General features: G+C 39.3%; 27 protein-coding genes. 15 read left to right on the top strand and 12 right to left on the bottom strand.

Annotation, left to right across the window (positions count from 1 at the left end):
- Window positions 1–51: 51 nt before the first annotated feature.
- Genes murA through H5088_RS05655 form a run of 7 tightly spaced genes read right to left on the bottom strand, consistent with a single transcriptional unit; the run spans window position 52 to window position 4,716 of the window.
- The gene (gene murA / locus H5088_RS05685) at window positions 52–1,311 is read right to left on the bottom strand and encodes a UDP-N-acetylglucosamine 1-carboxyvinyltransferase (RefSeq protein ID WP_002957954.1); all 1,260 of its coding nucleotides are present in this window, start codon (window positions 1,309–1,311) and stop codon (window positions 52–54) included.
- A gap of 13 nt (window positions 1,312–1,324) precedes the next feature.
- On the bottom strand, window positions 1,325–1,582 hold the full coding sequence (locus H5088_RS05680; RefSeq protein WP_002957953.1) for a BolA family protein: 258 nt from the start codon (window positions 1,580–1,582) through the stop codon (window positions 1,325–1,327).
- Window positions 1,583–1,587: 5 nt separating this feature from the next.
- A complete protein-coding gene (locus H5088_RS05675; protein ID WP_002957952.1) occupies window positions 1,588–1,881 on the bottom strand; it encodes a lipid asymmetry maintenance protein MlaB in 294 nt (97 codons plus the stop codon).
- Entirely contained in the window at window positions 1,874–2,554 is a 681-nt protein-coding gene (locus H5088_RS05670; protein ID WP_039485391.1) for a phospholipid-binding protein MlaC, read from the bottom strand. The genes H5088_RS05675 and H5088_RS05670 overlap by 8 nt, the downstream gene beginning before the upstream one ends.
- Before the next feature lie 5 nt (window positions 2,555–2,559).
- Entirely contained in the window at window positions 2,560–3,108 is a 549-nt protein-coding gene (gene mlaD, locus H5088_RS05665) for an outer membrane lipid asymmetry maintenance protein MlaD (RefSeq protein WP_002957950.1), read from the bottom strand.
- Window positions 3,109–3,121: 13 nt separating this feature from the next.
- A complete protein-coding gene (gene mlaE, locus H5088_RS05660) occupies window positions 3,122–3,901 on the bottom strand; it encodes a lipid asymmetry maintenance ABC transporter permease subunit MlaE (protein WP_002957949.1) in 780 nt (259 codons plus the stop codon).
- On the bottom strand, window positions 3,901–4,716 hold the full coding sequence (locus tag H5088_RS05655; protein ID WP_080945050.1) for an ATP-binding cassette domain-containing protein: 816 nt from the start codon (window positions 4,714–4,716) through the stop codon (window positions 3,901–3,903). The genes mlaE and H5088_RS05655 overlap by 1 nt, the downstream gene beginning before the upstream one ends.
- A gap of 255 nt (window positions 4,717–4,971) precedes the next feature.
- On the opposite strand from H5088_RS05655, the gene H5088_RS05650 reads away from it, so the two are divergent.
- From H5088_RS05650 to H5088_RS05590, 13 genes are all read left to right on the top strand, one after another.
- The gene (locus tag H5088_RS05650; protein WP_182752416.1) at window positions 4,972–5,940 is read left to right on the top strand and encodes a calcium/sodium antiporter; all 969 of its coding nucleotides are present in this window, start codon (window positions 4,972–4,974) and stop codon (window positions 5,938–5,940) included.
- A gap of 3 nt (window positions 5,941–5,943) precedes the next feature.
- Complete coding sequence (locus H5088_RS05645; RefSeq protein WP_182752479.1) at window positions 5,944–6,915, top strand: KpsF/GutQ family sugar-phosphate isomerase; 972 nt, start codon at window positions 5,944–5,946, stop codon at window positions 6,913–6,915.
- Window positions 6,916–7,467: a 3-deoxy-manno-octulosonate-8-phosphatase KdsC gene (gene kdsC, locus H5088_RS05640; protein WP_007580311.1), complete on the top strand. Its 552-nt coding sequence runs from the start codon at window positions 6,916–6,918 to the stop codon at window positions 7,465–7,467.
- The gene (gene lptC, locus H5088_RS05635) at window positions 7,464–8,018 is read left to right on the top strand and encodes an LPS export ABC transporter periplasmic protein LptC (RefSeq protein ID WP_182752415.1); all 555 of its coding nucleotides are present in this window, start codon (window positions 7,464–7,466) and stop codon (window positions 8,016–8,018) included. Before kdsC ends, lptC begins: the two co-directional genes overlap by 4 nt.
- Window positions 8,008–8,553 carry a lipopolysaccharide transport periplasmic protein LptA gene (gene lptA / locus H5088_RS05630; RefSeq protein ID WP_002957943.1) on the top strand — a complete coding sequence of 182 codons (546 nt, stop codon included), beginning with the start codon at window positions 8,008–8,010 and terminating at the stop codon, window positions 8,551–8,553. Before lptC ends, lptA begins: the two co-directional genes overlap by 11 nt.
- Window positions 8,550–9,275 (top strand): LPS export ABC transporter ATP-binding protein, encoded by a 726-nt coding sequence (lptB, locus tag H5088_RS05625; protein WP_002957942.1) that lies wholly within the window; start codon window positions 8,550–8,552, stop codon window positions 9,273–9,275. Before lptA ends, lptB begins: the two co-directional genes overlap by 4 nt.
- Before the next feature lie 69 nt (window positions 9,276–9,344).
- Window positions 9,345–10,844 carry an RNA polymerase factor sigma-54 gene (locus tag H5088_RS05620; protein ID WP_002957941.1) on the top strand — a complete coding sequence of 500 codons (1,500 nt, stop codon included), beginning with the start codon at window positions 9,345–9,347 and terminating at the stop codon, window positions 10,842–10,844.
- A gap of 26 nt (window positions 10,845–10,870) precedes the next feature.
- On the top strand, window positions 10,871–11,158 hold the full coding sequence (gene hpf, locus H5088_RS05615; protein WP_007580301.1) for a ribosome hibernation promoting factor: 288 nt from the start codon (window positions 10,871–10,873) through the stop codon (window positions 11,156–11,158).
- A 4-nt stretch (window positions 11,159–11,162) separates the two neighbouring features.
- Window positions 11,163–11,615 carry a PTS IIA-like nitrogen regulatory protein PtsN gene (ptsN, locus tag H5088_RS05610; protein ID WP_024595797.1) on the top strand — a complete coding sequence of 151 codons (453 nt, stop codon included), beginning with the start codon at window positions 11,163–11,165 and terminating at the stop codon, window positions 11,613–11,615.
- Window positions 11,616–11,633: 18 nt separating this feature from the next.
- A complete protein-coding gene (rapZ, locus tag H5088_RS05605) occupies window positions 11,634–12,479 on the top strand; it encodes an RNase adapter RapZ (RefSeq protein ID WP_182752414.1) in 846 nt (281 codons plus the stop codon).
- A 42-nt stretch (window positions 12,480–12,521) separates the two neighbouring features.
- Window positions 12,522–12,794, top strand: coding sequence for an HPr family phosphocarrier protein (locus tag H5088_RS05600; RefSeq protein ID WP_002957937.1), 273 nt, complete (start codon window positions 12,522–12,524; stop codon window positions 12,792–12,794).
- A gap of 131 nt (window positions 12,795–12,925) precedes the next feature.
- Complete coding sequence (mgtE, locus tag H5088_RS05595; protein WP_002957935.1) at window positions 12,926–14,284, top strand: magnesium transporter; 1,359 nt, start codon at window positions 12,926–12,928, stop codon at window positions 14,282–14,284.
- A 202-nt stretch (window positions 14,285–14,486) separates the two neighbouring features.
- The gene (locus tag H5088_RS05590; RefSeq protein WP_259398088.1) at window positions 14,487–14,894 is read left to right on the top strand and encodes a protein disulfide oxidoreductase; all 408 of its coding nucleotides are present in this window, start codon (window positions 14,487–14,489) and stop codon (window positions 14,892–14,894) included.
- A gap of 159 nt (window positions 14,895–15,053) precedes the next feature.
- Here the strand turns inward: H5088_RS05590 and H5088_RS05585 are convergent, their stop codons facing one another.
- Both H5088_RS05585 and H5088_RS05580 read right to left on the bottom strand, forming a co-directional pair.
- A complete protein-coding gene (locus H5088_RS05585) occupies window positions 15,054–17,231 on the bottom strand; it encodes a YgiQ family radical SAM protein (protein WP_149602129.1) in 2,178 nt (725 codons plus the stop codon).
- Window positions 17,232–17,362: 131 nt separating this feature from the next.
- Entirely contained in the window at window positions 17,363–19,552 is a 2,190-nt protein-coding gene (locus H5088_RS05580) for an EAL domain-containing protein (RefSeq protein ID WP_182752412.1), read from the bottom strand.
- Window positions 19,553–19,663: 111 nt separating this feature from the next.
- Between H5088_RS05580 and H5088_RS05575 the strand changes: the two genes are divergently transcribed.
- Entirely contained in the window at window positions 19,664–20,245 is a 582-nt protein-coding gene (locus tag H5088_RS05575; RefSeq protein WP_182752411.1) for an SRPBCC family protein, read from the top strand.
- Window positions 20,214–21,101: a TIGR03899 family protein gene (locus H5088_RS05570; protein ID WP_039485422.1), complete on the top strand. Its 888-nt coding sequence runs from the start codon at window positions 20,214–20,216 to the stop codon at window positions 21,099–21,101. Before H5088_RS05575 ends, H5088_RS05570 begins: the two co-directional genes overlap by 32 nt.
- A 33-nt stretch (window positions 21,102–21,134) precedes the next feature.
- On the opposite strand, the gene H5088_RS05565 is transcribed toward H5088_RS05570, so the two are convergent.
- The 3 genes from H5088_RS05565 to H5088_RS05555 are packed head-to-tail and all read right to left on the bottom strand — an operon-like array spanning window position 21,135 to window position 23,413.
- Window positions 21,135–21,905, bottom strand: coding sequence for a TIGR04219 family outer membrane beta-barrel protein (locus H5088_RS05565; RefSeq protein ID WP_002957929.1), 771 nt, complete (start codon window positions 21,903–21,905; stop codon window positions 21,135–21,137).
- A 3-nt stretch (window positions 21,906–21,908) separates the two neighbouring features.
- Window positions 21,909–22,895: a DUF2333 family protein gene (locus H5088_RS05560; protein WP_024603343.1), complete on the bottom strand. Its 987-nt coding sequence runs from the start codon at window positions 22,893–22,895 to the stop codon at window positions 21,909–21,911.
- 8 nt (window positions 22,896–22,903) lie between these two features.
- Window positions 22,904–23,413: a copper chaperone PCu(A)C gene (locus H5088_RS05555; protein ID WP_404936286.1), complete on the bottom strand. Its 510-nt coding sequence runs from the start codon at window positions 23,411–23,413 to the stop codon at window positions 22,904–22,906.
- Between the last annotated feature and the right edge of the window lies 1 nt (window position 23,414).

The following is a 23,414-nucleotide window of genomic DNA, read 5'->3' as shown; positions in this document are numbered from 1 at the left end:
ATAGCAATTTGCGTATCCGACCTTTTTTAAATAGCTTAACTAGTTATCTACTTAGCTACTTCTACGTTTAATGTTTGCACCCAACGCACTTAGCTTATCTTCAATGCGCTGATAGCCTCTATCAACGTGATAAATACGGTCAACAACCGTTTCACCCTGTGCCACTATACCCGTTAAAATTAAGCTAGCTGAAGCGCGTAAATCGGTTGCCATCACTTGCGCACCCGTTAAGCTTTCAGTCTCACCACAAATTGCGGTATGCCCTTCTAAACGAATATTAGCGCCCATACGCTGCAACTCTGGTACATGCATAAAACGGTTTTCAAAAATCGTTTCTGTGATCGTTGCACTACCATTTGCTACTACATTCAATGCTGTAAACTGAGCTTGCATATCCGTAGGAAAACCTGGGTGTGGAGCTGTTTTAATATTCACGGCTTTAAGTTCTCGGCCGCGCATATCAAGATAAATACTATCGTTATGTACTTCTAGGTGCGCATTCGTAGCACGTAGCTTTTCAATCACAGGCTCAAGAGAATGAAAGTCTGTATTTTTACAAAGTACTTCACCGCCAGCCATTGCTGCTGCGACTAAAAACGTCCCAGTTTCAATTCGGTCAGGTAAAATACTGTGTTCACAGCCAGCTAAACGCTCAACGCCTTCAACTTCAATGCGGCTAGTACCTGCACCTGTGATTTTAGCGCCCATAGCAATTAGGCAGTTAGCTAAATCAATTATTTCAGGCTCGCGTGCCGCATTATCAAGTATGGTTTTACCATCAGCGAGGGCCGCTGCCATTAATAGGTTTTCGGTAGCGCCTACACTTACCATTTCCATAAAAATTTCAGCGCCTTTTAAGCGACCATTAACCTTGGCATTAATATAACCATTTTCAACGTTTATTTGTGCGCCCATGCGCTCCAAACCTTGAATATGGATATCAACAGGGCGAGCACCAATAGCGCACCCACCAGGTAAAGACACTTGAGCCTCACCAAAACGTGCAACTAGAGGGCCTAATGCAAGCACAGAGGCGCGCATTTGCTTTACTAAGTCGTAAGGCGCTAATGTTTTATTAACCGTTGCACCGTCAATTACTAGCGTATCGCCCTGCCAATTAACATCTGCACCTAAAGTTTTTAATAAGGCTTCAGTGGTCACTATGTCGCGAAGACGCGGTACATTAGTAAATATACTTTTACCATCAGCTAATAGTGAAGCAAATAAGATAGGAAGTGCGGCATTTTTAGCGCCCGAAATAGTCACTTCACCAGCAAGTGAAGTGCCACCTTGAATTACAAATTGATCCATTAGGAGGCCCTAGTTATTGCGGTAAAATGAATTTTTGTTCACGCTTCCACTCTACAGGAGTAAATGCACGAATAGATACTGCGTGAATTGTCCCATCTGAAATTGTATTCATTAATGGACCATAAACTAGCTGCTGCTTTTTAACTCGGCTTAAACCGTCAAAGCATTCGCCTACTGCAACAACTTCATAATGACTACCATTGGCTTTTACATGTACTTCAGCTAATTGAAGTTCTTCGCGTAATAATGTTTCGACTTGGCTAGTTTCCATAACTCTCACTCAAATAGGGTTGTAACCTGACCCAATTGCATTAAATTTTGCAATTGCTCAGGTAGGTTTTGCAATTCAAGGCGAATGCCTTGCTGCTTTAATTCTGCAAAAGAGTGAATTAACCAAGCTAAGCCTGCTGTGTCAACCCTTGATACTCCACTTAGGTCGAAATAGATGATTTTATGCTTAGTTAATAACTTATTGTTCAGAAGCTGTTCATCGCCAATTGAATTTCGAGTAAGCTCACCGCTTACTCCAAAATGTTGTCCATCAACTTGGCTTATTGCCAATTTAGTCATTCGAGTTACTGCCTCTAAACTGAACTGGTAGCTGACTCTTTTGCTCTAAAAGGTTACTTACATTATCAATACCTTGCTGACGCAAAATACCTTGCAGCTCGCTTTGCTTTGCATCCAGTAAACTAATACCTTCGGCAATCATATCGTACGCGCGCCATTCACCGTCGCGGTCTTCGCGTACTTTAAAATCGATTCTGATATCAGGTTTACCGTCTTCAATAATTTTAGTCTTAACAACAACGACGTCTTTACCTTTAAACGCTTGCTCTGCACCAAACTCAACTTTCTGGTTTGTGTATTGAGTAAATACACCTGCATAAGTAGCAACTAAGTACTCTCTAAATACACCAATAAAGCGTTGAATTTCTTTAATTGCTTTGGCCTTTTCAGCCTCGTCGGTAATTGCACGAACTTTAGATACTTCACTGCCAAGTACACGAAGTGCTGCATATTTATAGTCGATATAAGGCATTAATTCTTCTTCGACTATTACGCGAAGGTATTCCTGATCTTTAACAATTAATGGCTGATCTTTTTTAATGCGCGCAAATGTATTATCGGCAACTTGGCGTACCATTTTATTAGGATCGACTAATTTCACATCTGCTGCACTTACGCTTTGAGTTAGCGTCATTGTGCCAATTGCTACAATAGCTAAAAACTTTTTCAACATAATAATTACTCACTACCTTGGTTGAATAAAAACTGCCCGATTAATTCTTCAAGTACAATGGCAGACTTAGTATCAGTGATTGAATCGCCATCACCTAGTGCTTTACTTTCCACACCAAATAAATCGTCAATTGCTTCATCTTGCTTGTTTTCTGTCACTGTTTCGCCTAAACAACGTTGCTTAGCAGAATCTGGAGAAATTACAGGGTGAATACCTAAGTACTGCTCACCTAAAATACCCGACGTTAAAATAGAGATTGAGCTTGTGTCTGAAAAACGACATAAGTACTGTGCGTCAATGGTCATATTAACGACTGGTAAAAACTCTTGTGGGTGAACATAAATTGATTCAACACGGCCAATTACAACACCACCTACTTTTACTGGCGCACGCGCTTTTAACGAGCCGATGTTTTCAAACTTGGCATTAAGCGTATATGTTTCGCCAGAGCCACTAATACCTGAATTGGCAACTTTAAGTGCAAGCATCGCAAAAGCTAAAATGCCAAGTGCTACAAAAAAACCAACTAAAATTTCTAATTTCCGTGAATTCATTATCTATACCCTATTAGCTGGTAAACATTACCGCTGTCAAAATAAAGTCAAAACCTAAAACTGCTAATGACGAATGAACAACCGTTTCGGTGGTTGCTTTGCTGATCCCTTCTGAGGTCGGCACACAGTCATATCCTTTATAAAGCGCAATCCAGGTCACCACTATGGCAAATACAAAGCTTTTAATAATACCGTTTAGTATGTCTTGCTGAAACGACACTTGCGATTGCATGATTGACCAAAAACTACCTGTATCAACCCCCAGCCAATCTACCCCCACTAAATGAGCGCCTATAATTGCTACAGCTGAAAATATCAATGCAAGCAATGGCATGCTTATAAAACCCGCCCAAAAGCGCGGTGCAATAATACGTTTTAGCGGATCGATTGCCATCATCTCAAGTGATGAAAGTTGCTCTGTTGCTTTCATTAAGCCAATTTCAGCTGTCAAAGCGCTACCTGCGCGTCCTGCAAATAATAATGCAGTAACAACCGGGCCTAGTTCTCGCAATAAGCTCAGTGCCACTAACGGCCCTAAACTATCCTCAGCGCCATAACCAACCAATACGGTGTAACCTTGTAAAGCCAACACCATACCGATAAACAAACCCGACACCATAATAATGAGTAACGATTGCGAACCAACCATATAAAGCTGGCGAACAAGTAACGGTGTGCCTTTTTTAAAATTAGGAACATGCGCTAATGCACTAAACAGCATATAAGCAGAACGACCAAGGGCCGCAAAGCGTCCTAGCGTTTTATGTCCTAGCTTTTGAAATAAATCCAACATTATGCTTTTTCTCCAAGTAGTTCGTCTGCATAAGCCTGAGCCGGAAAATGAAATGGTACAGGACCATCCGACAAGCCTTTTAAAAACTGTTGAACTAAAGGAGATTCATGATTACGCATTTCATCTGGAGTACCAGAACCAATTACCCCTTGATCGGCGATAATTATAACGTGTTCGGCAATACTCATTACCTCTGTTACATCGTGCGTCACGATTAAAGACGATAAACCTAATACTTCGTTGAGCGACTTAATTAGCTTAACCAATACGCCCATCGAAATAGGATCTTGCCCTGCAAATGGTTCATCGTACATGATTAGCTCTGGATCAAGTGCTATAGCGCGTGCAAGTGCAGCACGCCTTGCCATACCGCCGGATAACTCAGATGGCATTAAATCTTTAGCGCCACGTAGTCCAACCGCTTGCAGTTTCATTAACACAACTAATCGAATCAGGTCTTCACTTAGCTTTGTGTGCTCTCTTATAGGAAACGCGATATTGTCAAATACCGACATATCAGTAAACAACGCACCACTTTGAAAAAGCATACTCATTTTAGTACGTGCTTCGTATAACTCTTTACGAGACATTTTAGGAATGCTGCCACCTTCAAATAAAATATCACCTGAATCTGGTTTAAGCTGACCACCAATTAAACGCAACATAGTGGTTTTGCCAATTCCGCTTGGCCCCATAATCGCAGTAATTTTACCTTTAGGAACGCTAAAACTCATATTTTTATATATGGTTCTATTGCCTCTCGAAAAGCTAACATCCTTGACTTCTACTATTGATTGCGACAAGTCGCTCTCCATAAAAATGTTCACTAGTGCCCCTATTTTAAAGCTTTTTTGTCAAAGATGGAAAAAACAATTCGTAAGATTTTGTAATACACCCATGAAAAGGATTATAAGACTCGCTCAAAACAGCTTAACCCCGGCTTAAATTTTTAAATTAGCTGTTTAAAAGCAACATTGTTACCTAGTTGACCTTACTCTTTTATTTATACTTTCATCTTGGCTTTTGTTACTATTCGCGCCATCCGTATTTTGTATAACTGGCTTAACACAATGGTTACCTCGTTTGTTATTTTAATTCTTGGTTTTGCAGCTCTTGTTTGGAGTGCCGATAGGTTTGTTTATGGGGCTGCGGCTCTTGCTAAAAACTTTGGTGTACCTACACTTATTGTTGGTTTGACCGTTGTAGCCATGGGCTCTTCAGCCCCTGAAATGATGGTTTCAGCCTCTGCCGCTCTGGCTAACAAAACCGACACAGCCGTTGGCAATGCTGTTGGCTCTAATATTACAAACATTTTACTTGTGTTAGGTATCACTGCTCTATTTCGCCCTCTTTCAGTTTCATCTAGTACGTTAAAACGTGAAATGCCATTAGTGATGCTCGTATCTTTAGCTACTTGGTATGTGTTCTCAGATAACTACTTTTCATTTAGTGAAGGTGTTGAGCTTTTAGTTGGCTTTATCGTATTCATCGGTGGGTTAATCATTGTATCTATGCGTGCAAAAAACCAAGATGACCCATTTGTCTCAGAAGCCTGCGACGATGTACCAAACGATGTACCTACTAAAAAAGCGGTATTTTGGTTAATTGTTGGCATGATACTCCTGCCGGTTAGTTCTCATTTTTTAATCGGCTCAGCTGTTGATATTGCTAAATACTTCGGCTTAAGCGACTTAGTCATTGGTTTAACAATTATTGCCATTGGTACTAGCTTGCCTGAACTTGCCGCCTCGGTTGCAGGTGTACTTAAAAATGAAGATGATTTAGCACTAGGTAATATTGTTGGCTCAAACATATTTAATATTTTAGCTGTATTACCTCTAGCAGGTATTATTAATCCTTCAGCAATTGATCCATCGTTAGTAAGCCGAGATATATTAATTATGATTGGTGCAACACTTGCTCTTATTATTATGTCATTGAACTTTAGAGGCACCCAGCGTATCAATAGGGTAGAAGGCGGCTTATTGCTAATAGCGTTTTTGGGTTACCAAGGGTATATTTTTAGTCAAGTAGGGTAAATGATGGCAACGCTAAACTTTATTGAACAAGGCCTTCGCGTTTTAGATGTTGAGCGCCAAGCACTTAGTGATATTGCACAATATGTAGATGAAAATTTTCATAACGCGTGCCAATTAATGTACGACTGTGAAGGCCGTATTATTGTCATTGGCATGGGAAAATCAGGCCATATTGGCAATAAAATAGCGGCAACCCTTGCAAGCACTGGCAGCCCTGCGTTTTTTGTTCACCCTGGTGAAGCAAGTCATGGTGATTTAGGTATGATCACTAAAAATGACGTGGTTATGCTTATTTCTAATTCAGGGGAAACCAGCGAAGTTTTAAATATCATTCCGGTTTTAAAACGACTTGGTGCCAAAATGATAGCGATGACTGGCAATACACAATCAACAATGGCAACCCTTGCTAATGTACATGTGTGCATTAAAGTAGAAAAAGAAGCTTGTTCATTGGGTCTAGCCCCTACATCAAGTACCACTGCAACGCTTGCGATGGGCGATGCCATGGCAGTTGCATTATTAGAAGCTCGCGGCTTTACAGCTGATGACTTCGCGCTATCTCACCCAGGTGGTAGTTTAGGCAAGCGCTTATTACTTACTTTAAAAGATGTTATGCACAGCGGCGCAAATACACCTATTATTGATGTTTCACAAACAGTTAAAGATGCTCTAATAGAAATGTCAGCTAAAGGATTAGGTATGACAGCCATTGTTGATGAAAATCAGCAACTCGTAGGGTTATTTACCGATGGTGACTTACGTCGCATTTTAGAACAAAGAATTGATATTCATACAACACAAATAGATGTTGTTATGACTAAGTCATGTACTACGGCTACACAAGATATTTTAGCTGCTGAAGCGCTTAATATTATGGAACACAAACGTATAAATGGCCTAATCGTCGTCAATGAGAAAAACCAACCTATTGGCGCATTAAATATGCAAGACCTATTAAAAGCAGGAGTGTTATAAATGCAATTTGAAGAACTCTATCAACCGCTGAGCGATGATGCAAAAGCACGCGCTAAAAAAGTAAAGCTACTTATATGCGATATTGATGGTGTATTTTCTGATGGCCGTATTTATCTTGGTAATCAAGGTGAAGAGCTAAAAGCATTTAATACAAAAGATGGTTTTGGCATTAAAGCGCTTATAAACAGTGGCTTTGAAGTAGCTGTAATTACTGGTCGTCATTCACAAATAGTGCAACAACGTATGAGTAGCTTAACCGTACAGCATATTTATCAAGGCCAAGAAAATAAGCTCATTGCCTATCAAGAATTAAAAGACAAACTCAACCTTAGCGATGAACAAATTGCTTATATCGGTGATGATGGCCCTGACATGCCTGTTATGGAGTTAGTAGGCTTTGCCGTTGCAGTAAATGATGCCCACCCTCTTATTAAGCGTTTGTCACATTATGTAACGCAAATGCCTGGTGGTTTTGGCGCTGTGAGAGAACTCACCGATTTGCTCATGCTTGAAAATGGTAAAGCGTTGACTACACAAGGCACTAGTTCATGAATGCAGCGCGCATAATATTAAGCGTTTTATTCATTAGCTGTATGGTTTGGCTTTGGTACCCTTATTTTACACAACCAAATATTTTGCCTCAGACTGAGCCTGAAGTTATTGCCAAGCCTGATTACATAGCTATTGAGCTCAAACAGACAGCCTATGATGAGCAAGGTAAAATTAGCCACAAAGTCACTGCGGCTAAAATGGAACTATATCAGCAATTAGGTTTCACGTTTTTTGAAAAACCCATTTTTACTTTATATAACGAAAAGCAAACGTGGCAAATAAATGCAGACGAAGCAACATTATACGAAGACAAACAATTAATTTTAGAAGGTAATGTGGTTGCCAAAAACTTAACCGATAACGCCATGATAGACAAAATCAATGCTGATAATATTCAGGTTGATATAAAGTTATTAACAATGCGTTCGGAGCAACCCGTCATTATCACTGGACCCAATTTAAAAATCACCGGTAAAGGCCTAGAAGCCGACTTGAAAACCGAAGTGATAAAACTAATTAACCATACGCGAACCATATATTATGACCAATAAAATATTAAAATCACTTATAATTCCTACACTTATACTAGCGTTTAATAGTAGTGCTGCAGAGCAAAACACGCAACCTGCTGCCAATCAAATTTCAATAAGTGCCGACAAGCAAGAAGGTCAATTGAAAGCTAATGTGGGTATTTTTGAGAAAAACGTTGAGATTATTCACGGTAATCGCCGCATTACAGCCGATCGCCTCGAAGTACACAAACGTGATGAACTTGGTGATAATAAACAATTATTAATTGCCACAGGTAGCCCTGCGCACTTTGAAGAAAAGCAATCAGACGGCACGACTATGAGCGCCAGTGCTGACGAAGTACGTTATGATGTATCTAAGCGTTTTTTAACGCTTGTTGGTAATGCACAAGTATCGCAAGCCGGACAAAAAATAAATGCTAAAAGCATTACCTACGACATAGAGCAGCAGCTCATCAGTGCCGAAAAAGATGAAAACTCAACTGACCGTGTTCACACAATTTTAGTACCGATCGAAACTAAAAAAAGTAAAAAAGGCGATAAAGGTCAACCATGAGCACATTAAAAGCAGAACTATTGGCAAAAAGCTATAAAGGTCGTGAAGTTGTAAAAAACGTCGGCCTTGAAGTACAAGCTGGCAGTATAGTTGGCTTACTTGGCCCTAACGGTGCTGGTAAAACAACGACTTTTTATATGATTGTAGGGCTTGTTCCTAGCGACAAAGGGAAAATATCTATTGATGATAACGATATTACTCTTTTACCTATGCATAGTCGTGCTAGATTAGGCATAGGCTACTTACCACAAGAGTCATCGATTTTTAGAAAGCTGACTGTTTATCAAAACTTAATGGCCATTTTAGAAACGCGCAAAGAACTAAATAAACAAGCCAGAGAAGACACGCTCAATAACTTATTAGATGAATTTAGCATACAACACATTCGTGATAGCCAAGGTATGGCATTATCGGGGGGAGAACGTCGTCGTGTAGAAATAGCACGAGCGCTGGCAGCAGATCCTAAATTTATATTACTGGATGAACCGTTTGCCGGTGTTGACCCTATTTCGGTATTAGATATAAAGAAAATAATAGAACATCTTAAAAATCGTGGGATTGGTGTATTAATTACCGACCATAACGTAAGAGAGACCCTTGATGTTTGTGAAAAAGCCTACATTGTTTCTCATGGGGAGCTGATTGCATCAGGTACTCCAGAACACGTATTAAATGATAAAACAGTACGCGATGTTTACTTAGGCGAGCAATTTAGGCTGTAACATTTACGCCATGTCTTTAAGCATCTGCTAGTATTAATTATAACAACATAAAAGGATTGTTAGAGATACATGAGGCAATCACTACAGCTGCGCATGGGCCAGCAACTTACAATGACTCCACAGTTGCAACAAGCTATTCGTTTGTTGCAACTCAGTACATTGGATCTCCAGCAAGAAATACAAGAAGCTCTCGACAGTAATCCACTATTAGAGGTTGAAGAGGCAGACTATTCCGAAGACGCTGCTGGTAAAAACGAGCAAAAAGCTGATACCGATGACATAACTGTTAGCGCATCTGCTGATGATGCTCCGAGCGAATACGAACAAGATACTGGTGAAGCACTTGCAAAAGACACGCTAAGTGACGACATGGCTATGGATGTCAGTTGGGATGAGTACATGAGTGCCGCTCCTGCAGCCTCATCAGGTCCAATGCCTGAAGACGAATCAATATACCAAGGCGCCTCTACTGAAACGCTCCATGAGTATTTAATGTGGCAATTACAACTAACGCCATTTAGCCCTACAGACGAAGCTATTGCTATTGCTATTGTAGAAGCTGTCGATGATTCAGGTATTTTAACACTAAGCTGCGAAGAGATTTTAGAAAGCTTTAATCAAGAAAACGAAGATGATAACGAAGTCGAACTTGATGAAATTGAAGCGGTATTAAAACGCATCCAACTGTTTGATCCTGTTGGTATTGCTGCACGTAGTTTACAAGAGTGTTTGTGTATTCAGCTTAATCAATTTGATAAAGAAACACCTTATATTAATGAAACGAAAATGATTTTAACCGAGCATATTGATCTATTAGCAGCTCGCGACTATCGTACATTAATGAAAAAAACTAAGCTCAAAGAAGAAGAGCTTAAAGAAGTAATGACACTAATACATACTCTCAACCCAAAACCTGCAGATACTATTGTAAGGGAAGAATCTGAGTATGTTATTCCTGATGTGTCAGTTAAAAAAATTAAAGGCCGCTGGGTTGTCGAATTAAACCCAGATAGCATGCCTAAAATTCGTGTTAATAGCCAATACGCAGCAATGTCTCGCACTGTAAAATCAAGTGGCGACAGCCAGTTTATTCGCTCACATTTACAAGAAGCTAAATGGTTTATTAAAAGCTTAGAAAGTAGAAACGACACGCTATTAAAAGTTACTAATTGTATTGTTAAGCAACAACAAGGCTTTTTTGAACATGGCCCTGAAGCCATGAAACCAATGGTTTTAAATGATGTTGCTGAAATGGTAGAAATGCACGAATCGACAATTTCTCGCGTAACTACTCAAAAGTACATGCATACACCCCGTGGTATATTTGAGCTTAAATATTTTTTCTCAAGCCATGTAAGTACTGAAAACGGTGGTGAATGTTCATCTACAGCAATACGTGCGCTTATCCGAAAATTAATCGCAGCAGAAAACTCAGCAAAACCATTGAGTGATAGCAAAATAGCGGATATATTGGCTGAGCAAGGAATTAAAGTAGCGAGACGTACAATCGCAAAATACCGCGAATCTCTTGCTATTCCACCGTCAAATCAGCGTAAAAGTCTGATTTAAGACGCTAAACTAAGAGGGTAATGCTTATGCAACTAAACTTAACTGGTCGTCACGTAGAATTAACCGATTCACTAAGAGACTATATTAATACTAAATTTGCGAAGCTTGAAAGACACTCTGATCATATTAATAATGTTCATGTCATTCTCGATGTAGAAAAATTAAATCAAAAAGCAGAAGCCACAATACACGTAAGCGGTGCTGAGCTATTTGCCTCTACAGAACATCAAGATATGTATGCCGCTATTGACTCATTGATCGACAAGCTCGATCGCCAAGTAATCAAACACAAAGAGAAGCTTGCTCGACACTAATATGATGAAATTAAGTTCACTTATATGCCAGGACTGCAGCAAAGCTGCGGTCCTTTTTAATAGCAAAAAAAGAATTTTAGAGTTCATTAGCGAACTTGCTCACGACAAACTTCCGTATTTACCGCAACAAGATATTCTTAATGCTTTAATGAGCAGAGAGAAATTAGGTAGTACAGGTATAGGACGTGGCATTGCTATTCCTCATGGAAGAATGAGCGGTGCAGAAGAGCCTTTGGCTTTAGTGCTCGTTAGCGAAACTCCAATAAACTTTGATGCAATCGATAATCGCCCTGTTGATATTTTTGTCGCACTCATCGTACCAGATGGCGATAACCAGCAGCACTTAAAGACTCTAGCAACCATTGCTGATAAACTAAACAACAAAGATTTTTGTAAACAGTTACGCAGTGCAAAATCTGATACTGAGCTTTACCAAGTTATTGTCGATCAATCATAGTTTTATAAAGGGTGTTAAATGGAGTTAATTATCATAAGCGGCCGTTCTGGTTCTGGAAAGTCGGTTGCTTTGCGCGTTGTAGAAGATTTAGGTTATTATTGCGTTGATAATATTCCAGTAAACCTACTACCTTCATTAGTTCGCAGTGTGTCTGATAGCTACGATAAAATTGCTGTTAGCATAGACGTGCGCAACATCCCTAAAGAACAAGATGAATTTAACGATATTCTTGAATACTTACCAGGCTTTGCAAACCCTACGTTATTTTATTTAGATAGCGACGATCAGACATTGATCAAACGCTTTTCTGAAACACGCAGATTACACCCACTATCAATAGACTCGTTGCCGCTTGATTTAGCCATCAAAAATGAAAAAGAATTACTTGATGTATTAACCACTCGCGCCGACTTTATGATAGATACGACTGATTTAAGTGTTCATCAACTCGCTGAATCTATTCGTGAAAAGATTTTAGGTAAAAAAGATAAGCAACTGATTGTCACATTTGAATCGTTTGGTTTTAAACACGGTATACCAAAAGAAGCAGACTACGTATTTGATGCACGCTTTTTACCAAATCCACACTGGGAACCAGAGTTAAAGCCTTTAAATGGATTAGATCAACCGGTTAAAGACTATTTAGCTAATCACAGCATAGTGCAAAAATTCACATGGCAAATTCAAACATTTGTACAAACGTGGTTACCGCATTTAGAACGAAATAACCGCAGTTATTTAACCATTGCTATTGGGTGTACAGGCGGGCAACATCGCTCTGTGTATTTAGCGCAAACTATCGGTGAAAGTTTTGCAATGACACATCCCAATGTAAAAATTCGCCATCGCGAACAAGAAAAATAATATAGCTGAATAATCACCTGTTCAGCTTAGGTAGAGTAAGTTATGCATTGTGAAGATACCTTTTTAATAAAAAACAAATTAGGCTTACACGCCAGAGCAGCTACTGTGCTTGCGCAATTAGCAGTACAATTTGATGCTACAATCACATTATTCCAAGATGACAAAGAAGCAGCAGGCGATAGCGTACTTGCATTAATGTTACTTGAAAGTAGCCAAGGAAAAGAAGTTAAAGTTGTTTGTAAAGGCCCTGATTCTGAGCAAGCTTTACACGCTGTTGGAGAATTAATAGCACAACGCTTTAATGAACAAGAATAATCTGTTTTATAAAAACAATATTCGCATTACTAGTGCTTCAATTAAAACAGATATATAAAATAAATAGGTTAGTAACGCCAGTTAACTCACCTCCCCCCATAAAGTAATATAACAATTTATAAAGGACGCCAATGCCAGAAGCTTTTGAACAAGATTATCCACTACAGCAACTAAAGCAGGTGACGAAGTCACTCAATAGTGGTCAATTTGTTCAAGTTAGGCGCATGCTCGCAAAAACGGCTCCTTGTGATACCGCATTATTATTAGAATCATCACCGCATAAAATTCGCCGACTGCTTTGGCAATTGGTCGATCCTGATGTGCAGGGTGATGTTCTTGAAGAATTATCTGAAGATGTTCGTTTAGGCATTATTGCCCAAATGGAACCTAAGCACATTGCCGCCGCAACTGAAGACATGGGCCACGATGACTTAGGTGAAGTATTACGTAGCCTGCCAGATACCGTCTATAAAGACGTTGTTAGCGCGATGGACATTCAAGACCGTGAACGTGCCACGCAAGCACTGTCATATCAAGAGCGTTCAGCAGGTGCGCTAATGAACACCGATACGGTGACCATTCGCCCTGATGTAACACTCGATGTTGTACTTCGTTATATTAGACTGCGTGGTGAGTTACCAGAGGGTACAGATGATTTATATGTTGTTGATAAACATAACTGCTTTATAGGCGCTTTATCGCTGAGTACATTATTAACTAATCCGCCAGAAAAAATTGTCCGCGATTTAATGGATGAAGATTGTGAGTCTATCCCAATCTCAATGGATGAAAGTGAAGTAGCGCAATTATTTGAGCGTCATAATTGGATATCGGCCCCAGTGGTGGACGATAACGACCAACTCCTCGGTCGTGTAACTATCGATGACATCGTTGATGTAATCCGAGAAGATGCCGAGCATAGCTTATTAAGCCTAGCCGGTCTTGATGATGAAGAGGATACATTCGCGCCAGTACTAAAAAGCTCTAAAAAACGCTCAGTTTGGCTAGGAGTTAACTTACTAACCGCACTTGCAGCTGCTTTTGTAGCTAGCTTTTTTGAAGGCACTTTAGATGTGCTCCCTATTTTGGCTGTGCTTAACGGTATTGTCCCTTCTATGGGTGGTGTTGCTGGTAGCCAATCATTAACGCTTGTTATCCGTGGTATTGCAGTAGGTCATATAAACCAAACAAACCAACGTTTCTTGATGATGAAAGAACTGGCCATTGGCGCGCTAAACGGTATTTTGTGGTCACTATTAATTGCGGGTGTTATTGCGCTATGGCAGTGGGACTTTATGCTTGGTGGCGTACTCGCCTTCGCTATGTTTATGAACTTAGTGGTGGCAGGTGTTGCTGGTGCAAGTATTCCAATAATTCTTAAAAGAATGAATATAGACCCTGCTCTTGCAGGGAGTGTGGTGCTAACCACAGTGACTGATATTGTTGGTATATTCGCCTTTTTAGGTACTGCTACATGGTTGCTGATATAAATTAAACGCTTTAAATGTAAAAAACTACAGCAAAAATAGTTAGGGTAAATCAGTAGCTATGGCAACGGATACCAAACATAAAAATGACATACCTAAAAAAACGCTAAAACAAAAAAGCGTATCCATATTAAAAAGTCTACTGGTATATAGCTCTATATTTTTCGTCATTTATACCGCCGTCAATTGGTGGCGGCAACCTGTCATGCCAGCAAATCCTCAATTACAATTAATCGACTATGAAGGGCAAAACATTGATTTAGCAGCAATGAGCCAAGATAAACCCACGCTTGTGTATTTTTGGGGAACTTGGTGTCCTATTTGTAGTATTACCTCCCCTGCCATAAACGAACTCGCAAACGAGAATAAATACCCCGTCGTGAGCATCGCAATAAAATCAGGCTCTGATCAAGAGCTGCATGATTATTTAAATGAGCAAGGCTACAGCTTCAGTACTGTTAACGATCAACACGGGGAGATATTTTCCGATTGGCAGGGACAAGTCACGCCATCTTATATAATCTTAAAAGATAATAAAATGACGCAAGGACTCACGGGCATTCAGCCGTTATGGTCACTTAAATTGCGTTTGTGGTTATCATCAATGCTTTAAAAAAAGCTAAACTTAGCACAGGATATCTAAAGAGAGGGGCTCTAAAACCTCACTCTTTATCACCTACAATAATATAGATAATAAAGAGCAAGGCTTACTTTATTTGCGTATGAAAAAGCGCGTACCGCAATTAGCCTTATCTATTAGCAAATAAAATTACTAACGTGTACTTTGACGATTACCGCCTACTTTTGGCTTAGTGTTTGCCTTTTTAAATTGGCTAAAACCAGTATGTCGCGTTAGTGCCGGACGCCCACTTTTTTTACCACCTTTACCTGCTTTTTCATCGCGCCCTTCTTCTGGCACTAAACAGTTAGGCCCTTTACCAATTAAATTAGCTTTACCCATTTTACGTAGAGCTTCACGTATCATTGGCCAACCAGCTGCATCGTGGTAGCGTAAAATAGCTTTATGTAATCTACGTTGGCGTGCGCCTTTAGGTACAGGAACAACTTCTGAGTTGTTTTTTATATTACGTAAAGAGTTCATCTCTGTATGGTAAATAGTTGTCGCATTAGCCATAGGTGATGGGTAAAAATTTTGTACCTGATCAAGCTTAAAGTCGTTTGATTTAAGCCATAAAGCCATGTTTACCATGTCTTCATCTTTTGTACCTGGGTGAGCAGATATAAAGTAAGGAATTAAATACTGCTTTTTACCGGCTTCTTTAGAGTACTTATCAAACAGTTCTTTAAATTGATCGTACGCTCCCATACCTGGTTTCATCATTTTTGATAATGGACCATCCTCTGTATGCTCTGGCGCTATTTTTAAGTAACCGCCTACATGGTGGGTTACTAATTCTTTAACGTAACGCGGGTCGCGTACAGCTAAATCGTAACGTACACCTGAAGCAATCAATACCTTTTTAATACCCTTAACTTCACGTGCTTTTTTATACAAATCTATTGTTGGCGTATGATCTGTATCCATGTGTTTACAAATATCTGGATACACACATGATAAGCGTCTACAGGTACTCTCGGCCTTTTTACTAGTACAGCGCAGCTTATACATATTCGCCGTTGGGCCACCTAAATCAGAAATAACACCAGTAAAGCCGGGAACTTTATCTCTAATTTGTTCAATTTCTTCAATAATAGATTCTTGCGAACGACTTTGAATAATGCGCCCTTCATGCTCTGTAATTGAGCAAAACGAACAACCACCAAAACAGCCACGCATAATATTAACTGACGTTTTAATCATATCGTAAGCAGGTATTTTAGCATCACCATAACTTGGGTGAGGAATACGCTGATACGGCAAACCAAATACAGCATCCATCTCATGTGTTTCTAATGGATATGCTGGCGGGTTTACCCAAATAGAGCGATCGCCATGTCGTTGGTAAAGCGCTCTTGCACAACCAGGGTTTGTTTCTTGATGTAAAATTCGCGAGGCATGGGCGTATAAAGGTTTGTTAACACTTACTTGCTCATAAGCAGGTAACTTAACATAGGTTTTTTCCCACGGCTTAGGACGTGCAGGCTGAACCATGATTGGTTTTGCCGCTTCTGCTTTTAAATCAATACCCGCTTGTTTAAATTCAGATTTACTACAGCCAACATCATCCGCGCCATATGGGTTTGGAATAGGGTCTATTTTACCAATTTTATCAATAGCGGTAGAATCACTGCCACGCCAACCAGGTAGAGGCTCTTTTCGAATAACAGCCGTGCCGCGAATATCCTGAATCGTATCCATCGTTTCACCCGCAGCAATACGGTGTGCAACTTCAACTAGCGGGCGCTCTGCGTTACCGTAAATTAAAATATCGGCTTTTGCATCAAACAAAATACTACGACGTACTTTTTCCTGCCAATAGTCGTAATGAGCAATACGGCGAAGGCTGGCTTCAATACCGCCAATAACAATTGGGATACCTTTGTATGCTTCACGGCATTTTTGCGAGTAAATCATCACGGCGCGATCTGGGCGCTTACCGCCAACGTTATTAGGCGTGTAAGCATCATCGTGGCGCATGCGTTTTTCCGCTGTATAGCGGTTGATCATCGAATCCATGTTGCCGGCTGTTACACCAAAAAATAAATTCGGTCTGCCGAGCTCCATAAATGCATCTTTAGAGTCCCATGCAGGTTGGGCAATAATCCCCACTCTAAAGCCTTGCGCTTCAAGTACACGGCCAATTACAGCCATACCAAAACTAGGATGGTCAACATACGCATCGCCACTAATTATTATTATGTCGCAGCTATCCCAGCCAAGTGCATCCATTTCTTCACGTGTAGTTGGTAAAAATGGCGCGGTGCCATAACATTCAGCCCAGTATTTCGGGTATGAAAATAAGGCGCGCTTAGCTTTGAGTGTGCTCATAATTGTGGCCGTAGAATAACAAAAGGCGCGAATTATACCCTACTAAATTCTTTATATATACAAAGTAGTCAAAGCATATCGCGCTTTAAATTCTAAATCGTTCATTAGCTTAAATAATAAGTTAATCTTTTTTAGCGTTTATTTATAAATTCTATCAGTTCATGCTCAGGCATGGGTTTAGCATACATAAAACCTTGTACCTCATCACAGCCTAAGTTTTTTAAGAACTGAGCTTGTTCTTGTGTTTCAACGCCTTCAGCAATCGTTTTTAACCCCAACTTAGCACCAAGAGAAATAACTAAGGCAGCAATAGCGCCAGTGTCATCATTTGGCAGATCCTTAATAAATGCACGATCTATTTTCAACCTATCCAAGGGTAAACTTTGTATATAACTAAGCGATGAAAAGCCAGTACCAAAGTCATCAATAGCAACCTCAATCCCTAACTCTTGAAGCTCTCTAAGTGTATTAATAACAGTTTCGAGTTCATCCATTACTACGCTTTCTGTGACTTCTAACTCTATGTTTTTTGGCTTAACACCATATTTTAATAATGTATTTTTAACGTTTTGAGCATAACCTTTTACTTTAAACTGCGGAACAGACACATTAACCGCAATACAAATTTCGGTGCCCATATTTTCTAGGCGCTTTTGTTGTTGGCAAGCTTGCTCTAAAACCCACTGCCCTATATCAACAATCAAGCCCGCATCTTCTGCAAGTGGAACAAATACCGCTGGCGATATATACGACCCATTACCGGTGGGCCACCTAAGTAATGCCTCACACCCAATTAGAGACAAGTCTCCTAATGAAAGTTGAGGTTGGTACCATACCTCTAACTTGTTTCGAGCAAAATCATGGCGTAATTGCCTAATAATTCCTATGCGCCAAGCCATTTTATCTTGCATGTCTACACTGTAATAAATTCCCTCTTTGTGTTTTGTTTTTTTAGCTTGATTAAGTGCAATATAAGCAACTTTAAGTGTATCAATCCCGCTACTTTGAAAGTCTTGCTGTTGGCATAAACCCAATCTAAAATCGATAGGCAATGTATGCTCTTCTGCGCAAAATGGAACACCTAACTGCTCATTCAATTTTTTTAAGTCGAGTTCATCACGGCGAATAATAAAACCAAAAACATCAGCACCAATACGAGATAGTAATTTAGCTGTTGGGTAGTTTTCTTTTAACCTTTGCACAATGCCAATTAATACTTTATTGCCGACCTCTTGCCCTAAGCCATTATTAATATCTGCAAAATTAACTATATCAAGTAGTACAAATACATAATCATTCACGTGCGGCTTTTGATAACGCTCTACCCGTTCAATAAAATTGGTACGATTTGAAATACCTGTAAGCACATCTTTATAAGCTGCATCTCTTAACTTTACAAACAGCCTTATATTATCCAGGGCAACACTCACATTTGTTAAGAAGATTTCAGCAAACTGCAATTGTGCTTGCAAAGGAACATGGTCACATTCTATATATAAAGCCGCTTTTCTATGCTTACTTTTTAATACAAATGTTGCACTTGAGTCTGTATGTTGATGCTTTGATAAATCAAAACACAACTCAACTTGTTTAAATACTTTGCTATCAACATTAATTAATTTTTCACCAAAGTAGTCTTCGTAATGCCCACAACCACCTAATACTTGAATAAAGTCATCGCCGTCTAATTTGCTGCACACAAGCCCTCGAGGTGAACACTTTAAAATAATACTCATGTGCTTGATGATTTCTTTGCATAGTTGCTTAATATCAGTAAGCCCTAAAATAGACTTTGATGCAGAAACAATCGTGTTCATTGCATCACTTTGATATTCAAGCTGGCATACCTGCTCGTAAGAGCGAATAGCGGTTATGAGCGATGTTACTAATTTAGAGCGAGTGAGTTCTGTTTTAGTTTTATAATCATTTATATCGTACTCACGTATTACTTTTTCTTCTGGTATATTACCAGCTTGCCCTGTTCTTAAAATAATTCTCACATGTTGATTATTTAATTCGTCACGCACCCTTTTTACAACCTGCAAGCCAGCATCGTCAGTTTCCATAATAACGTCTAAAAAAATAACTGAAATATCGTTATTTTCAGCTAAAATCTCTATTGCTTCAGCTCCCGAATAGGCATCATGAAATCGCAAGCCTGCCCCCAAAAACTCAACCCCAGACAAAGCTAACTTTGTCACAGAGTGGATCTCAGGTTCGTCATCAACAATTAAAATATCCCAAAACTTAGTCGGCTCAATTACTGCATCATCTTCATAGTCTTGTTCAAAAAATAAAAAATCGTTTTGATCTGACGACATTCGCTCTCCTAGGTAGCAATTTATAAATTATTTTTGGTTTATAATCTAATTCATACTATAGTCGATTAATAAAAAGTTTTTGTATTTCAACTCAAAAAACTAATAAAAGGTGTGCTTATTAAACCATTAAAAATATTGATCAAAGGCGTACTGTTATTGCTATTGGTATTAGTACTGGTAGGGCTGATACTTCCCCAAAGTTATAATGTAAATAAAACAATAGAAATCAATGCAAATATTGACGCAGTAAAACCGCTAATTACTGACTTTAATCAATGGCAAAAATGGTCTCCATGGGAAAAAGTAGACCCCAGTATACGTTTTACCTTGGGCGAACCGAGCTCTGGCCTAGGTGCTCATCAGTCTTGGAAGGGAAGATGGGGATATGGTGAAATGATCATAACTTCGGTGAGTCAAAATAAGGTCAGCTTTAATATACTTTTAAATGCTGAGCATATTATTAGGGGGACTTTTAATTTTAGTGAGCAAAACGGTATCGTCACTTTAATATGTAAGATTAACGGACAAACAACCGCCCCTTTAATATCGGGTTACACCTCAATTTTGAGCGAATATGTGCTCCGTAATACAGTTTCAATGGGGTTAAATAACCTTAAAACTGTTGCTCAGCTTAGTCATTCACAAAGGACAATGCACAGCCATGCCAGTCAAGACAGCACAAGCGAGAATTAACCTTGCTAACATTATCGAATCCTTACTTGGTTACCCTATAACAAAAATAGGCAGTAACGGAATATTGCCTACCCCCGAACAAAATTACGATATTAAAGGCCAAGTTAAGCCGCTTTATCATATCAACAGTGAAAACTCTGTTTTAGCTCGTGCCCAAAAGCGCCAAGATTTACTACTAATAAAACAACAACAAAATATAGAGTCAATTTTAGCAATGGCTATGGGGTTTTGCCCCGATGTAGCAAGTACTAAACAACCCGATGCTGACTGGGTAGAGCATTTTATCGCACTGTGCGAAGATACTTCAAATGCGTCAATGCAAACTTTATGGGCCAAAATTTTAACGGGAGAAACACTCAACCCTGGTACGTTTTCAATTAAAAGCCTGCAAACGTTAAAGCATATGACACAGCGAGAAGCTGACTCTTTGCAAAAATGTGTGTCGCTCTCAGGCTATAACGAAAAAGACGACAGCCACTTTATTTTACTCGGCTTTTACAAAAAACCGTCATTGTTTGATTTGCTACGAAAAGGCAATAAAGTGTCTCTAAATTTAGGAAAAACAGGTATTAGTTTTCCTGATATTTTAACACTTATGGATCTTAATTTACTGTATAGAAAAGAAATTGAATCTGCAGTGCTTAAAGCGGGGCAAGAACTTACCCTTTCATTTTTATCGCAAAAAGTAACGTTAAAAGCAAAAAGCAGTGACTTGGTATTAAGCTATTATAAATTCACGCAAACAGGTGATGAGTTATCTAAACTCATTAATTTTCCTGTAAATAAAATTTATAAGCAGTTAATTAATAATGCGCTGGAGGGAGAGTTTGATTTAGCGTGGCACGCAATAAAATAATATGCCACGCTTTGTTTAATTAGAAAATACTAATTAAAAGTGAACCTGAATACCCGCAAATGGGCCAGATGCATCAATATCAGTAGTAATATCATCTACATCATCAAGTTCTAATACCATAGAGCGGTAACCTGCTTTAACAGCAACATCTACTGCTAGGTTATCAATAAGTTCCCACGCTACGCCTACTTGGTAATCTTGTACTTTGCTATCGTCAATAGCCAAAAAGCTACCTTCAAAAAATACACTTAAACCAGTAAATGGTAAGCCGGCTTCGGCACGGCCATACGCAAGAGGAACAAAACCAGAGAAATCTTTTGTTTCGGTAAAGTTAGTACCACCATTTTGAGTAGTACCATTTACAACAATATCACCATCAAACTGCTTAGCATTTAAACCTAAGTCAATTGAGATTAAATCGTTATCAAAAATCTCATAATAAAAAATGTAATCGATGTGTGTTAAATCACTTACAGTATTTACCGTAGAGCCTACAACATAATCAGAGCCATTAAAGCTAAATGTATCTGTAAGTAGCGCAGAACCATTTAACTCAAGCTCGGTATACTTTAATTTAATATTTGGAACTAATGGTACAGGGTGCTCAAGTGCCGCGTAGTAACTTACAAAAGTCTCATCTTCAAAATTAAAATCTTGAGATGCATTATTTTTATAAGAAAATTGACCATCGTTATCTGACTTCCACCCATCAACACCTACGTATAAACCTAGTAGAGTGTCAGCTTGCGCTGCTGGTGCTAAACATGCCATTGAAAGGGCTGCTGCTAAACAATACTTTTTCATTTTTTATCCTTGAGCTAGTAGTTCGCTGAGTTCGATTAAAGCCGCATTGGCTCTAGAAATATAATTTGCCATAACTAAAGAATGGTTTGCCACATAGCCAAAACCATTGCCGTTTAAAATAAGTGGGCTCCATACTGTTTCTTGAGTCGCCTCAAGTTCACGTATGATTTGTTGTAAGCTTACACGTGCATTTTTCTTTTCAAGCACGTCATTAAAGTCATACTCTATCGCTTGTAAAAAATGCAGTAATGCCCAAGTTGCACCGCGCGACTCGTAAAACACATCGTCAATTTCCAACCATGGTGTTCTTACTTGCTGCTGCAGTGGCGCAAGAGTTGCTTGTTTATTAGATGAATTACCCGCTAAATCGGTGTTCACTTTTTCTTGGCCTACACTGGCACTTAAACGTTGGCTTAAGCTACCTAAACGTTTTTCAGCTTCTTTAAGCCAACTACGTAAGTTATCTGCTCGTGCGTAAAATTGGCTATCGCGCTCATGCTCATTAGCAATTTGTCCACGATATACCATTAAGTAGTCAATACCTTTTTGGTACTCACCTTCGGCACTTGGCCATGCCCATGCCTCAGAGCTTATATTAAACTGCGGCTGCGCCTTTTTAAGGGCTTCATGTTCCGTTGATTGTGATTGAGAACGGCTAAAATCTTTTCGCATAGAAAGCGATAAATCACGTACCATTTCTAGTGCGCCATATTCCCACGCTGGCATATCATCCATAATAATACTTGGTGGTATTACATCATTTGATAAGTAGCCACCCGGTTTATCTAGTAAGGTATTGGCTACCGTAATTAATGTAGAAGTAGTTACATAACCCGTTACTATTTTTTCATTACGAAGCTGCGCTTGCTCTTTCGCGTTGGCAACAACGTCAAAACGTGAAGGTTCTGTGCTCCAATAAACAGCAATTGCGTAAAAAATGATAAGCAGTAAAACAATTATTCCTGCTATTTTTCCTTTATGTTGCGACATGTGTACTCCTAATGATGAGCGTGTTGAGTAGATGGTTTTGACTGCTTAGCTTGCGCTTCAAGCGACACGACTTGAGCATTAGTAAATAAGCGATTACCGTCACTAAAATATAGTGTGAGTTTACGTTCTTGTCCTACTTTTAATGGCTCTTGTGGTTCAAATGCCATTAAATGATAACCGCCAGGCTGAAAGCTGACACTTTCGTGCGCCTTAATTTCAACCGATTCAACTTGTTGCATTTTCATCATGCCGTCTACATGTGAATGCTCGTGCATTTCAACACGCCCTAAGCCATCAATAGTTGCCTTAGTTAAAGTTGCTGCGGCTCCACTATGATTAATAAGGGTTAAATAACCTACAGTTGAAGTACTACTAGGTAAAAACTCTCTAACTTGCGCGTTAGTTACTTCGAGCACAGCCACATCAGAACCATGATCGTGCCCTGAGTGCGCCGCCAACGATGACGAAAAAAAACTAAATATTAATGCAGAAGCCATCGAAAAACATAGTTTCGTCATC

This window comes from Pseudoalteromonas sp. SR43-3, assembly GCF_014163875.1.
Lineage (GTDB): Bacteria > Pseudomonadota > Gammaproteobacteria > Enterobacterales > Alteromonadaceae > Pseudoalteromonas > Pseudoalteromonas distincta.
Note: the sequence above shows the minus strand (reverse complement) of the source record. Positions and strands in the feature narration are given on the sequence as shown.